This is a genomic window from Caballeronia cordobensis, from assembly GCF_001544575.2.
In the GTDB taxonomy this organism is placed as follows: Bacteria; Pseudomonadota; Gammaproteobacteria; order Burkholderiales; family Burkholderiaceae; genus Caballeronia; species Caballeronia cordobensis.
On the sequence record NZ_FCNY02000020.1, the window covers coordinates 44,814 to 58,002 of the forward strand.

A 13,189-nucleotide genomic window follows, 5' to 3' on the forward strand; every position below is an offset into this window, starting at 1 on the left:
CGCGTCAGCCCGGCGTGCGTTCCGAGACTGTTACGTGATGGGCGTCGTAGGACGGCGCGTTGTCATCCGCAGGCAATGACGAGCCTTGCGCCGCCGAAAGCAGGCTTTCGACCGAGGGGCCCATTGCGTCCGTGAAGGTCTTCGGATGCACGCCGATGGCGAGCACCAGAACGGCCATCGCGCCGAAGAGCGCAAACTCGCGCTTGCCGAGATCGCGCAACCTCGCCACACGCTCGTTCTTCACCGCGCCGAAGATCACGCGCTTGACCATCCACAACGTATACGCCGCGCTCAGGATGAGCGACGACGCAGCCGCCGCGCCGATCCAGAAGTTCACGCGGATCGCGCCCATCAGCACCAGAAACTCGCCGACGAAACCCGACGTGCCCGGCAGGCCGACATTGGCCATCGCGAACAGCATCGCGTAGACGGCGAAGCGCGGCATGGTGTTCGCGACGCCGCCGTAAGCATCGATCGAACCGTCGTTCGTGCGCTCGACCAGCACGCCCGTGCACAGCAGCATCGCGCCCGAGACGATGCCGTACGACAGCATCTGCACGACCGCGCCCTCGGTGCCCATGCGGTCGAAGGTGAAGAGGCCGAGCGTCACGAGGCCCATGTGCGCGACCGCCGAATACGCGAGCAGCTTGCGCATGTCCGTCTGCGCGAGCGCGACGAGGCTGCCGTAGACGACCGCGACGAGCGACAGCGCGATCATCGCCGGGGCGAAGAAATGCGCGGCGTCGGGCACGATCGGCAGCACGTAGCGCAGCAGGCCGTAGCCGCCGATTTTCAGCATGCCGAGCAGCACCGCCGCGCCGGTCGGGCCTTCCGCGTTGACGTCGGGCAGCCAGGTGTGGACCGGCCACATCGGCACCTTCACCGAGAACGCGGCGAGGAAGCAGACGAAGATCGCGATCTGCGCCGCGAAGCCGAGTTGCAGATGACGCCATGCGCCGATGTCGAAGGTATGCGCCTGCGACCACAGATAGATCAGCGCGGCGAGCATCGCGAGCGAGCCGAGCAGCGAGAAAAAGAAGTAGCGGATGGCCGCGTAGACGCGCCGCTCGCCGCCGCCCCAGGTGCCGATGAGCAGATACAGCGGAATCAGCGACGCCTCGAAGAACACGAAGAACAGCATGCCGTCGAGCGAGGCGAACACGCCTTGCATGCAGCCCGAGAGCACCAGAAACGCGCCGTAGTACTGCCCGACCTGCTTCGTGACCGACTGCCACGACGCGGCGAAGACGATGAGCGTCGTCACCGCGGTCAGCACGGTGAACCACAGCGAAATCCCATCGACGCCGAGGTGATACGCGATGCCGAACTGCGGCAGCCATTCGATGCGCTCGACGAACTGCATCGCGCCCGAGGCGGCGTCGAAGTGGGCGACGAGCGGCACGAGCGGCAGCGCGCCGAGGACCGCGCCGAAGAGGGCGGCCGCGCGCGCGAGCTTGGCCGATGGGCTGAGCGTCAGCACGAAGATGCCTGAAACCACGGGAATCCAGATGAGAAAGCTGAGGACTGACGGCAGATGCATGAGTTCGGTCGAAATCGAAAGCAAAGCGCGGCCAGCACGCGAATGCGCATGCTCGCTGGAATGGCGCGAATGACAGTGGATTGAAAGGCAGGACGGCTGCGCGGGTGTTAATGCCGGGTGCGGCCTAGGGGTTAACGAGAATAACTCAAAAGAAAAGTTTTTGGGACGTTGCGGCGTATCAAATTCATTGTGTCCGGCGAAGTTGACTTTCTTACCGGTCTTCGGTCCGCGAAAGCCTTGTGTGATTTAAAACCGTTCGTTCGCTCCGGGCTTGCCCTGATTTGCCTCGCGCCGCGTGGCCCTTAGCCTAGAACGCAAGGAGACACGCATGCGAACACTATTCAAGGCCGCCGTTTTTGCGCTCGTCGCTTACCTCGTCGCCGATCGCGCGATGCTTCACGCCCGCGCCAGCGACGTGACCGCGGCGGCGTGCACCGAGCGCGCCGCGCAGGTCGAATTCGACGCGCTCGCGAAGGGTTTCGATCACGCCGCCGCGAGCAGCCAGCGCGACGCGGCCCGGTCGCAATGTCTCGTATCGGGCCGCGCGCGGGTCTGAAGCGCGGTCAGTTCAGCTTGACGGTGGGGCGCACGCGGTCGCGCAGCCATTGGCTCGCCGCGTACATCGCCGCCCGCTTGACGCCCGTGAGCCCCATGATGTGCCGGCGATACAGGTGCCGGTAGCACGACGCGGCGAACCATCCGTCGATGAAAAGCGGCCGGCGCAGCAATTCGCTCATCAGCGCGCCCGCCGCGCCGGCGCGTCCGAACGAAATGAGCGTGCCCTGATCGCGATACGAGAAGTCCTGCACGGCGCGGCCGTCGAGACGCCGCGTGAGGGCATCGGCGAGATAGACCGCCTGCTGACACGCGGCCTGCGCGCGCGGCGGCACGAGCGCGTCGCCTTTCGATGCGGCGCACGCGGCGCAATCGCCCATCGCGTAGATGCCCGAATCGGGGCCGACCTGCAATTGTCCATCGACGATCACCTGTCCGAGCCGGTTGAGCGGCAGCCCTTCGAGCGTGCGCAGCACGGGCGGCCCTTCCACGCCGGCGGCCCAGATGGTGATATCGCTCGCCAGCGCTTCGCCTTCCGACGTGACGACGGCGTTCGCCGCCACCGATTGCACGCGGCAGCCGAGCCGGACCTCGACGCCGAGCTCTGTCAGCACGTCCCTGGCGCGCGTCGAGATGCGCTCGGGCAGCGCGGGCAGCACGCGCGGCGCGCCTTCGAGCAGGCGGATCTGGATATCGCTGGACGGGTCGAGCGATGCGAGGTGATAGTCGCGCAGCATTTCGGCGGACCCACGCAGCGCGGCGGCCAGTTCGACGCCGGTCGCGCCGCCGCCGATCACCGTCACCGCGACGGGCGCCTTGACGGCGTCATGGCCCGAACGCAGCAGGCTCGACAGCAGACGCCGCCTGAAGGTCTCCGCCTGATCCACGGTTTCGAGCGTCAGCGCATGCTCGTTCGCGCCCGGAATCGAAAAGAAATTGGTGACGCTGCCGAGCGCGAGCACGAGCGTATCGAAGGCGAGCGTCCGGCGCGGCAGGAGCGGACGGCCGTCGATATCGGTCGTCTCGCCGATGACGATCTCGCGGCGGCCGCGATCGATACCCGACAGCGCGCCCTGTTCGAAGCGGAAGTGGTTCCATTTCGCGTGCGCGGCGTAGTCGATCTGATGGCTGGCCGCGTCGATCTGGCCTGACGCCACTTCGTGCAGGAGCGGCTTCCAGAAGTGCGTGGGAAAGCGGTCGATGAGGATCACTTCGGCCCGGCGCCGCTTGCCCGGACCATTGCCGAGCCGCGTCGCGAGTTCGAGCCCGGCGGCCCCGCCGCCCACGATGACGATGCGGTGCGGCGTATCGACCTGATGTCGTGCGTAAGGATTCAACATCGTGATTCTCCCTTCGATTGGATGCTGCGTGTCGCCTCGGCCCTGCTTGACGACCTCGTGAGAAAAAATATAAGGTCGCGAAAACATTTGCGCTATTTAGTATTTATCGCCGACTCATAAGTTTTTACTAATGTTAAACACGACGACCTTCCGCCAGTTGCGCACCTTGCAGACGGTTGCGCGCGTGGGCAGCATCTCGGGCGCGGCCGAGGAATTGCATCTGACGCAGCCGGCGGTGTCGCTGCAGATTTCGCTTCTGGGCGAGGCGGCGGGCACGCCGCTCCTGCGCCGTGTGGGACGCGAGATTCAACTGACGGCGGCCGGCGAAGTCATGGCGCGTTACGCGAACGAGATCCTGAGCCTGTGGAACGAGGCGGGCGAAGAAGTCGCGGCATTGCGCGGCGAACTGGGCGGCACGCTGCGCATCGGCGCGATCACCACGGCGGAATATCTCGTGCCGCCGCTGCTCGTGCGCTTCACGAAGGAGAGGCCGGGTGTGAAGCTGCAGTTTCGCATCGGCAATCGCGACGACATCGTGCGCATGCTCGCGACCAACGAGATCGATCTCGCGATCATGGGACGCCAGCCGCGCGAGTTGCGCACGAGCGCCGCCGCGTTCGCGAAGCATCCGATGGCGTTCGTGGCTGCGCCGTCGCATCCGCTCATGCGCGCGAAGCGCGTCTCGCTGACCGATGTCGAAGCGGCGAACCTGCTCGTCAGGGAGCGAGGGTCGGGCACGCGCGTCGCGATCGAGGGCTTGTTCAAGGAAGCGGGATTGAAACTGCACGCGGCGTCGGAGCTATCGAGCAACGAGGCGATCAAGCAACTCGTCGAGGCGGGGCTGGGCGTGGCGTTCCTTTCGCTGCACGCGTGCGCGCTCGAGATGCAGGCGGGGCTGCTCGCGACGCTCCGTGTGCCATCGACGCCGATCGAACGGTCATGGCATGTCGTGCATATGTCGGAGCGGAGGCTGCCGCAGGTGGCGAGTGCGTTTCGGGAGTTTTTGGTGCAGGCGGGGGCGGGGGTTGCTTCCATCATCGTGCGGATGTCGTCGGGGATATCGGGGACGCGATCGCCGGACTCGTTGACCCAGAAGCAGAAGAAGCGAACGATGCCTCCCTGCTGCTCGATCACCTCGCGGAGATCGGCACGCGGAAGTCGAAGGCGCTCAATCAAAGAACGCAGGTGTGGCTCCAGTAAGTCGCTCTGAACTTTTCCTTTGCTGCTAATGCCCCAGACGCCAGTGCGACGCCGCAAATCTCGCCCTTCTCCCGTCGGATCGTTGATTGCGTCTCCTTTCGCGACTGCGATATCCGGGTCATGCTGAAAATATCGGGTCCACACCTGAGGAATCACCGCATCTCCACTGATCGTGAACGAGGCGTGGGCGAGCAATCGACTTGATCGATCAGTAGTTATGCATGTTATCAAGATACATTCCCTTGTAGTACACGTCGCCGTTGTCGTGCCACACAACGTTATTGTCGCCTCTCAACCCGTTCTGATTCTTCATTGCGTGAAACATGTCGCCGAACGTATCGCGGTCATATCCGAGCATCCTCGCGGCGTAGTCAGGATTGTTGGTCTGCGCTGCGAGTTCTAACGCATCGCTACCCAAGGCATCCGGTACGTACTCATACGGCTGTGCGTCGCTGAGCAATGAATTACCGCCGTCGTCGCCACTGTCGCCGAAGTTCTGGAGCGTTGAATCGCTGTCGTCGTCGGACCGTGAGCTGCCGGGCAGCGCGCTCGCCGCGGCTTCTGCCGCGCCGAGCCAATCGAAACCGCCCCTGTCTGTATTCGGTCCGTCCACCGCTTCGCGCGCTGCTTTCAGCTTCTCTTCTTGCGTTGCGGGATCGTAGGGACCGGGCAATATCGGGTCACCGCCCAGTGTAGCGAGCAACGGCGAGAATGCGTCGCTCGACGGCGAGCCGGAGCGCACGGAGGTCTGAGCAGTGGAAGCAGCGACACACGACCCCGATTCATCCGCGCGATCGATAACGGGAATGATCAGATCATCCTCCACCGCGTGTTCGATCGCTTCCTCGAGTCGCTTGTGGGCGTGTCGCGAATGCCCTTCGATCAAGCCGTTTGCTCTTGCGAATTCGCCCAATCGCTCTAGCTCGTCGAGTCCGACATCCCCGACGAGACCGCCGGCCAGCGGGCCGAGCCAGAACCATTCGAGGAAGTCCGCTTTGTCCCGCTCGCGTTGTTTGCGCCGCGCCTCGGCGGAGAGCGCGCTGACCCAATGGAGGTTCAGAAACTCGGATTCGTAGCTTGGCTCGTCATACAGCGTAGCTCTGCACTCGATGCTCTCTACGAGCTCTACGCTGTGCATATGCCGCTCCTGCCGCTATCGCCCGGTGCGTATGTCCTCTTCGTTGGCATTTCTTTTTTCCATTACGTGAACGGACAGATATATAGCATAACGAAACAAACTGGCGATCACTTGCACGGGCAAACGTTCGCCCATCCAGCTACGTGGAGCATACCGCGGCCGAAAGCTGAAATCGTCGACGGCGCCCCGGAATCGGGAGTGCCTGACCCGGCGCGCAAAACCGCCGTTCGAACTGCCATTTGGTGCCCAGGGCGGGACTCGAACCCGCACGCCTCTCGGCGCTACCCCCTCAAGATAGTGCGTCTACCAATTCCGCCACCTGGGCAAAGGGGACCGAATTGTAGCGAGAAAATCATCAAATGCGAAGTCCCCGCGATAAACGCACGCGCAGCCCCACTACAATAGCCTCCATGACGCGCGTCACGTCTCAATCGGCTGAATAATCCCGTCAGTTCGCCCATAACAGGAGCGTCCATGTTCGGCAATATGCTGCGTATCGAAAGAGGACCAGACTGGCATCTGTCTTTCTATACCGAGAGCTGGGCCGTCGCGACGCTGCTGGTCGCCGTCCTGCTCCTCGCGATCGTGCTCGCGAGCGTGATCTGCTACTACCTGACGCGCTGGATCATGCTGATGATCGTCAGCCGCCTCGCGCGCAAGGAAGGGCGCAAGTGGCTGGTCGCCGCCGAGCGGCATCGGGTGTTCCACCGGCTCGCGCCGCTCGTGCCCGCGGCCATTATCTACGCGTCGGCGCCGATGCTCACCGGCCTCACGTTCCCCGTCGTCCCGGCGCTCGGACGGCCGCTCGCCATACTCGCGGCCTGTTACATGGTCTACACGCTGGTGCGCGCGGCGCTCGCATTGCGCGACAGCATCGAAGAGCGGTACAGCCATTTCCCGACCGCAAGCGAAAGGCCGATCAAGAGCTTTCTGCAGATCACGACCATCGTGCTGTATCTGGTCGCGCTGATCGCCGTGGTGTCCTTGCTGCTCGAACGTTCGCCGCTCTATCTGCTCACCGGCCTTTCCGCGATCACGGCGCTGCTCATCATCATCTTTCGGGACTCGCTGCTCGGCTTCGTCGCCAGTATTCAGCTGACGGCCTACGACATGCTGCGCGTGGGCGACTGGATCGAAGTCCCCGGCTTCGTCGCCGACGGCACCGTCATCGATATCTCCCTCAACACGATCAAGGTACGCAACTTCGATAACACCATCGTGATGCTGCCGAGCCAGCTTCTGCTCTCGAACAGCGTGAAGAACTGGCGCGGCATGATCGAATCGCGCTGCCGCCGCCTGCGTCATGCGATTCACTTCGATGTCGACACGATCCGCTATCCCGACGACGAACTGCTCTCGCGCATGCACGAAGCAATCCAGCGCCCGCTCGCCGTGCCCGACGACGAACGCCGCACGAACCTCGGCTGGTACAGGCTCTATCTCGGCGGCTATTTCAGGCAGCATCCGGCGGTGCGGCGCGACATGCCGCTCGTGATCCGTCATGTGCAATCGACTGCGCCCATCGTCGCGCTGGAGATCGTGCTCTATGTCGACGAGATTCGCTGGGAGCGCTACGAAACCGTGCAATCCGACCTGCTCGATCACGCCTACGGCAGTGTCCCGCTCTTCGGTTTGCGCTGCTTTCAGCGCGATCGCTCGTCGTCGCCGTCATGACACAGGCGCAGGCTCGACGCGTTTTTTCGGCACCGCCTTGAGCAACGCGAGAATGCGGCGCGCGTCGTCGACTTCCTGCTTCATTTCATCGGTGAGCCAGCGCGCGACGGCACGCGTGCTCTCCGATGGATTCGACGAACGATGTTCCAGCACGTAGTTGCAGCCGGTTTCGATATAGCGGTTCCATGCGGGAATCACCTTGCCTTCGTTGAGCGGTGCGGCGATGGCAAGCAGCCAGCCGAGCACGACGCCCTGGCCGAGCATCGCGCATTGCACGGCGAGCCCCGGATCGGTGTGATGCACGGCCTCGCCGATGCCCTTGTCGGACAGACCCGTCGCGCGATGAAAGTCCGCCCACGAATGCGTGGTCACGTCGAGATGGATGTAGGCGTGACCTTCGGCGCGCTTCGGGGCATCGAGTGGTCCGAACTCGTTGAGATAGTTCGGACTGCAAATCGGAACGATGATCTCGGGGCACAGCAGAAACGGATCGTCGTCCGAGCCGGGGCCATGCAGGCGAATGCCGAGATCGGCGTCTTCGAGCGGTCCGTACAGGCGGCCCGCCATGACCTGCAGGCGCAGATTGATCGAAGGGAAGGTCTTGCGAAATTCGGCATAACGCGGAAGCAGCCACAACGCGGCGAAGCCGCTTGCCAGCGAAAGCGTCACGATCTCGCCTTGCGCATGGTCGCGCTTCAATTCGTCGATGGTGTCGCCGATCTGCCCGAAGCCCGATGCGACCGCGCGCTGCAATGTCGCGCCGCGCTCAGTCAGGGTTAGCCCTAGCTTCGTGCGCTCGAAGAGCCGGAAGCCGAGCGCATCCTCCAGACGCGCGACCATGCGGCTCACCGCGACGGGCGTCACGTTGAGCTCGCCGGCCGCCTTGGTGAAGCTCAAAAGCCGCGCCGACGTTTCGAAGACGAGCAGCGCCTGAAGCGAAGGAAGTCGAAGACTCATACAACACCATGTTATGGGGCATGCATCGATTTGTAATTTGACGGCGCATATTGGCCTCCTTACCTTGGCTCCGACGTCCACTTCATTTGCAGGCCATGACCACTGCTTCGTCGGACCCCTTGCTTCAGCCGTTCACCCTCAAGCATCTCGTGCTCAAGAACCGCGTGATGAGCACGAGCCACGCAAGCCGCCTGACGCGCGACGAATTCCCGCAGGAGGTCTATCAACGGTATCACGAGGAAAAGGCGAAAGGGGGCCTCGCGCTGACCATGTTCGGCGGCTCCTCGAACGTAAGTCTCGACAGTCCGAACACGTTCCAGCAGATCAACCTGTCGACGGATGCGGTGGTGCCGCATCTGCGGCGCTTCTCCGATCGCATCCACACGCACGGCGCGGCGCTGATGTGCCAGATCACGCATCTCGGGCGGCGCGGCGATGCCTACACGGAACCGTGGCTACCGATGATCGCGCCCTCGCCGGTGCGCGAAACGCTGCACCGCGCCATGCCGCAGGCGATCCACGACGCCGACATCAAACGCGTGATCCGCGATTTCGGCCTCGCCGCGAAGCGCTGCCGCGATGGCGGGCTCGACGGCATCGAAACGCATGCGGGCGGTCATTTGATCGGCCAGTTCATGGACCCGACGGTGAACCTGCGCACCGACAAATATGGCGGTTCGACGGCCAATCGCGTGCGCTTCGCGATCGAGGTTCACGAGGAGATTCGCAAGCAGGTGGGCGACGATTTCGTCGTGGGCTTTCGCTTCGCGCTCGAAGACGGATGCAGCTTCGAAGAAGGGCTGGAGATGTCGCGCATTCTGCAAGGCACGGGTCTGTTCGACTTCTTCAACGTCACGTTCGGGCGCATGGACACGAAGATGGCGCTCGCGGTCAATTCGATGCCCGGCATGTTCGTGCCGTCCGCGCCGTGGCTGCCGAAAGCCGCCGCGTTCAAGCGCGCCGTCGATCTGCCCGTGTTCCATGCCGCGAAGATCGCCGATCTCGCCACGGCGCGCTATGCGATCCGTGAAGGCCTGCTCGACATGGTCGGCATGACGCGCGCGCATATCGCCGAGCCGCATCTCGTGAAGCTCGTCGAAGCGGGCAAGGAAGACGAAGCCAGGCCGTGCGTCGGCGCATCGTTCTGCCGCAATTTCCGCGCGACGTGCATCCATAATCCGGCGACATCGCGCGAGACGTATCTGACGCATGACATACCGAAGGCCGCGCAAACGAAGCGCGTGCTGATCGTCGGTGCGGGACCGGCCGGCCTCGAAGCCGCGCGCATCTGCGCGACGCGCGGCCATGACGTCACCGTGCTCGAAGCGAACTCCACGGCGGGCGGCCAATTGCTGCTCGCCGCGACGGGAAGCTGGCGGCGCGATCTCATCGGCATCGTGGACTGGCGCGTGTCCGCGCTCGAAAGATTGAGCGTCGATGTGCGCTATAACCACTACGCCGAATTGAGCGACGTGCTCGATCATGGCGCGGATGTCGTCATCATCGCGACGGGCGGCCTGCCGAATCTCGATGCGTTGCCGGGCGCGGAGCACTGCAAGAGCGTGTTCGATGCGCTCACGGAAACGCCGCCGCGCGAAGGCAGCGTGATCGTCTACGACGGCACCGGCCGCCACAACGCATATCTGTGCGCGGAACGTTATGTGGATGCGGACCTCGACGTATCGCTCGCGCTCATCGACAGCATGCCCGCGCAAGAAACCGGCGGACGCGGCGACGATCAGGTCTGGATGCGCAACATCGCCCGCTGGGACGTGCCCGTGCGCACGAATATCGAGCTGATCGAAGTGAATGCGTCGTCGAACGGCAAGCGCCGCGCTGTGTTCCAGCATCATCTGACGAATGAGCGCGTGGAGCTGGAAGCGGATCATGTCGTCGTCGAGCGCGGCATGCTCGCGGTCGAAGATCTGTTCGAGGCGGCTCGCATGTATTCGGCCAACGACGGCTATACCGATCTCGAAGCCTTCGCAACAGGCAAACCGCAGCCCGCCCATGCTGCCGAAGAAGGGCAGTTCCATCTGTACCGCATCGGCGACGCGAGCGCGTCGCGCGACATCCATACGGCCATCTACGACGCATACCGGCTTTGCCTTGCGCTGTGAAGGCACGTTCCATCGATCCGCAATCACTACATGACCGAGCGAGACTGACCATGACATTGCCGAAGGAACTCGTTGTCGCCGATCCAGGCCGCCGCAAGGCGATCAAGACGCTTGCCGCCGCGACGATTCTGTTACCCGGCGCATCGCCATTCGCATTCGCCGCGACCGAGGCCACGCCGCAACGCGGCGGGCGCATTCGCGTGGCGCTCGCGAACCAGTCGCTGACCGATTCGCTCGATCCCTCGAAGGGCACGCATACCGGCGACTACTCGCGCGCTTATATGTTCTATAGCGGCCTCACCGAACTCGACGCCGACTTCAAGACGCAGAACGCGCTTGCCGAAAAGCTCGAATCCGACGACTTCGTGAAATGGACCGTCACGCTGCGGCCCGACGTGCGCTTTCACGACGGCAAGCCATTCACCTCGGACGATGTCGTGTTCTCGCTGATGCGCCATAAAGACCCCGCCACGGCCTCGAAAGCGAAGTCGATCGCGGATGGCATCGCTTCGGTCAAGGCGGCCGGGCCGCTGAAGGTCGAGATCACGCTGACCGAGCCGAACGTCGATCTTCCCGCGCTGCTCGCGATCCCGCACCTCGTGATCGTCGCGGCGAACACGACGGACTTCTCCAAAGGCAACGGCACCGGCCCGTTCGTGGTCAAGGAGTTCACGCCGGCGCAACGCTGCATCGGCACGCGCAATCCGAACTTCTGGAAGCCGGGGCGCCCGTATCTCGACGAAGTGGAGATCATCGGCATCGGCGATGATGCGGCGCGCACCAATGCGCTGCTCGCCGGCGATGTGCAGTTGATATCGCCGCTGCCCGCGCGCGATGTCGAGCGCGTGAAGCAGACGGGCAAGGTGACGATACTCGAAAGCCCGTCGCAACTGTATTCGGATCTGGCGCTGCGTCAGGACATGCTGCCGACGAAGAGCGCGGACTTCAACGAAGGCATCAAGTATCTGCACGACCGGCAGCGCATCGTGAAGGTGATGCTGCAGGGCCACGGCAAGCTCGCGAACGATCATCCGGTGCCCGAGTGGCATCCGTACTTCATGAAGGGTTTGCCGCAGCGCGCATACGATCCGGACAAGGCCGCGTTCCACTTCAAGAAGGCCGGCACGCCGGGCGCGCGCGCGGAGATCATCGCGCCGCCATCGGTCGAAACGGCGCTCGACTCCGCGATGATGGTCCAGCAGGCCGCGAAGCAGGCGGGCGTGGACATCAACGTGCGGCGCGTGCCCGCCGACGGCTACTGGACGACGTACTGGATGAAGTACCCGATGACCTACGGCTCGATCCTGCCGCGCCCGACGCTCGATCTGCTCTACACGCAGTTCTTCCGCTCGAATGCGAACTGGAACGAATCGGGCTGGAAGAACGAACAGTTCGATCAATTGCTGGTGCAGGCGCGCCGCGAGCGCGACGAAGCGAAGCGCAAGCAGATGTACGGCGACATGCAGACGATCATCTACGAGAAGAACAGCCTCGTGATTCCCGCGTTCATCAACTTCATCGATGCGCAGAGCGCGAAGCTGCGCGGCCTCAAAGGCAGTCCCTCCGGCCGCGTGATGGGTTATCGCTTCGCGGAGTTCGCGTGGCTGGAGAAAGCGTGAGTCACCACAGCGCCTGGCTCGTCAGCGCGAACTGCGCGAGCGTTTCATCGGCGGATGGCGTGCCGTTCAGCGCCATCTGCTCGATGGTATCGACGAGCGGCAGCCCGAGCCCTTCGAGCCAGGTGGACAGCCCGTAACGCAGCGGCGTATCGACGCGCACGAACATGCCCGCGTTCAGCGCGAGCCAGTAGCTGATCAGAGCCTTGGCGCGGCTCTGGTCCGGCGATTCCGGCGCGACGACGGGGCCGATCACGTGACCGTCGCCGAAACGCCGGAACAGCGCGAAGCCGATAAGTTCGCCGTCGCGATCGAGTGCGATGCCGCTCGCCACATCGAGCAATTCGGGCAGCAGCGCGGAGCGATCAAGCCCGCTCGCGCGCGAGGCGAGCTCGGCGAGGCGCGGCGTGTCTTTCGCGCCGATGGGCCGCAGCCGCTCGCCGGGCGGCAAGGACACGAGCGGCGGCTGAAACGCCGCGCCCTGATGTTGCTGGATGGTGTCGATGCGTGTGAAGCCGCGGTCCTCGCACAGCGGCTTGCCTTCGTTCGATGCGTGAATGAGCAGCATGCGCGCGCCGAGCTTCGCGATCAGACGGTCGAGCAGTCCGCGTCCGATGCCGCGCCGCTGATGCTCTGGCGACACGATGAACATGCCGAGCGTCGCGGCATGCGCGCCGAACTCCCACGCGAGCGCGTTGCCGACGACGCGGCCCTGGCTATCGACGGCGGCGAAGCCATGACCGAGACGCGCCGCGAAGCGCAGGTCGTCCGGGCGATGCCGCCATTTGACGGACGTGGTCAACGCATGCGCGGCGGGGATGTCGTCGAGCGTGAAAGCCCGGTATTCGATCACATCGTTGTTGTTCGAGTCGGGCACGCAGGCCTCCTCATGCTGAGACATTTACCGTGACTTTGACACCGCGCGGCGCGCATGGCTAGGACGATCTTCCTGTCTCCCGCGGCACACGGCTGTGCGCGCGTGATGCAACGCAAAACCGCGGGTTATCGCGGGAAGAACGCGCGCGCTGTGCTGAATCGGCAATTTTGTC

The 13,189-nt window shown here is 63.9% G+C and carries 10 protein-coding genes, 1 tRNA gene and 1 pseudogene; 5 read left to right on the forward strand and 7 right to left on the reverse strand.

Annotation, left to right across the window (positions count from 1 at the left end; translation table 11 throughout):
- Positions 1 to 4: 4 nt before the first annotated feature.
- The gene (locus AWB70_RS29635; protein WP_053570780.1) at positions 5 to 1,540 is read right to left on the reverse strand and encodes a complex I subunit 4 family protein; all 1,536 of its coding nucleotides are present in this window, start codon (positions 1,538 to 1,540) and stop codon (positions 5 to 7) included.
- A gap of 328 nt (positions 1,541 to 1,868) precedes the next feature.
- On the opposite strand from AWB70_RS29635, the gene AWB70_RS29640 reads away from it, so the two are divergent.
- A complete protein-coding gene (locus tag AWB70_RS29640) occupies positions 1,869 to 2,096 on the forward strand; it encodes a hypothetical protein (RefSeq protein WP_045456344.1) in 228 nt (75 codons plus the stop codon).
- A 7-nt stretch (positions 2,097 to 2,103) separates the two neighbouring features.
- Here AWB70_RS29640 and AWB70_RS29645 read toward each other — a convergent pair whose 3' ends face one another.
- The gene (locus AWB70_RS29645; protein ID WP_053570779.1) at positions 2,104 to 3,435 is read right to left on the reverse strand and encodes an NAD(P)/FAD-dependent oxidoreductase; all 1,332 of its coding nucleotides are present in this window, start codon (positions 3,433 to 3,435) and stop codon (positions 2,104 to 2,106) included.
- A gap of 130 nt (positions 3,436 to 3,565) precedes the next feature.
- On the opposite strand from AWB70_RS29645, the gene AWB70_RS29650 reads away from it, so the two are divergent.
- Complete coding sequence (locus AWB70_RS29650) at positions 3,566 to 4,645, forward strand: LysR family transcriptional regulator (RefSeq protein ID WP_327350252.1); 1,080 nt, start codon at positions 3,566 to 3,568, stop codon at positions 4,643 to 4,645.
- Here the strand turns inward: AWB70_RS29650 and AWB70_RS39435 are convergent.
- The 3 genes and pseudogenes from AWB70_RS39435 to AWB70_RS29665 form a co-directional block, all read right to left on the reverse strand.
- Positions 4,546 to 4,791 (reverse strand): annotated as a pseudogene (locus AWB70_RS39435) (DUF4279 domain-containing protein); the annotation flags it as partial. The gene AWB70_RS29650 and the pseudogene AWB70_RS39435 sit on opposite strands and share 100 nt — an antisense overlap.
- A gap of 52 nt (positions 4,792 to 4,843) precedes the next feature.
- Entirely contained in the window at positions 4,844 to 5,773 is a 930-nt protein-coding gene (locus tag AWB70_RS39440) for a hypothetical protein (protein ID WP_053570715.1), read from the reverse strand.
- A gap of 240 nt (positions 5,774 to 6,013) precedes the next feature.
- Positions 6,014 to 6,098 (reverse strand) — tRNA-Leu (locus tag AWB70_RS29665).
- Positions 6,099 to 6,247: 149 nt separating this feature from the next.
- Between AWB70_RS29665 and AWB70_RS29670 the strand changes: the two genes are divergently transcribed.
- The gene (locus AWB70_RS29670) at positions 6,248 to 7,447 is read left to right on the forward strand and encodes a mechanosensitive ion channel family protein (RefSeq protein ID WP_045456351.1); all 1,200 of its coding nucleotides are present in this window, start codon (positions 6,248 to 6,250) and stop codon (positions 7,445 to 7,447) included.
- On the opposite strand, the gene AWB70_RS29675 is transcribed toward AWB70_RS29670, so the two are convergent.
- The gene (locus tag AWB70_RS29675; protein ID WP_053570714.1) at positions 7,442 to 8,404 is read right to left on the reverse strand and encodes a LysR family transcriptional regulator; all 963 of its coding nucleotides are present in this window, start codon (positions 8,402 to 8,404) and stop codon (positions 7,442 to 7,444) included. The genes AWB70_RS29670 and AWB70_RS29675 overlap by 6 nt on opposite strands.
- A gap of 95 nt (positions 8,405 to 8,499) precedes the next feature.
- Here AWB70_RS29675 and oye point away from each other — a divergent pair, with 95 nt between their 5' ends.
- A complete protein-coding gene (gene oye / locus AWB70_RS29680) occupies positions 8,500 to 10,524 on the forward strand; it encodes a multifunctional alkene reductase/demethylase OYE (RefSeq protein WP_053570713.1) in 2,025 nt (674 codons plus the stop codon).
- A 50-nt stretch (positions 10,525 to 10,574) separates the two neighbouring features.
- Positions 10,575 to 12,143: an ABC transporter substrate-binding protein gene (locus AWB70_RS29685; RefSeq protein WP_053570712.1), complete on the forward strand. Its 1,569-nt coding sequence runs from the start codon at positions 10,575 to 10,577 to the stop codon at positions 12,141 to 12,143.
- 1 nt (position 12,144) lies between these two features.
- Here AWB70_RS29685 and AWB70_RS29690 read toward each other — a convergent pair whose 3' ends face one another.
- Complete coding sequence (locus AWB70_RS29690) at positions 12,145 to 13,041, reverse strand: GNAT family N-acetyltransferase (protein ID WP_053570711.1); 897 nt, start codon at positions 13,039 to 13,041, stop codon at positions 12,145 to 12,147.
- Between the last annotated feature and the right edge of the window lie 148 nt (positions 13,042 to 13,189).